Source organism: Bacillus sp. C28GYM-DRY-1, assembly GCF_030519405.1.
Taxonomy (GTDB): Bacteria; Bacillota; Bacilli; order Bacillales; family Bacillaceae; genus Bacillus; species Bacillus spizizenii_A.
In genome coordinates this window covers 1-255 of record NZ_JAUMKF010000100.1, presented here as the reverse complement: position 1 = coordinate 255, position 255 = coordinate 1, and the positions used below count along the sequence as shown (strand labels likewise).

Annotated in this window: 1 rRNA gene; it reads left to right on the top strand. The window is 51.8% G+C overall.

The annotated features are described in order from the left end of the window. A 23S ribosomal RNA gene (locus Q3W56_RS21255) occupies positions 1–255 on the top strand; the annotation flags it as partial.

Sequence of the window (255 nt, the reverse complement as noted above, 5' to 3'; positions counted from 1 at the left end):
ACCCGGGGAACTGAAACATCTAAGTACCCGGAGGAAGAGAAAGCAAATGCGATTCCCTGAGTAGCGGCGAGCGAAACGGGATTAGCCCAAACCAAGAGGCTTGCCTCTTGGGGTTGTAGGACACTCTGTACGGAGTTACAAAGGAACGAGGTAGATGAAGAGGTCTGGAAAGGCCCGCCATAGAAGGTAACAGCCCTGTAGTCAAAACTTCGTTCTCTCCTGAGTGGATCCTGAGTACGGCGGAACACGTGAAAT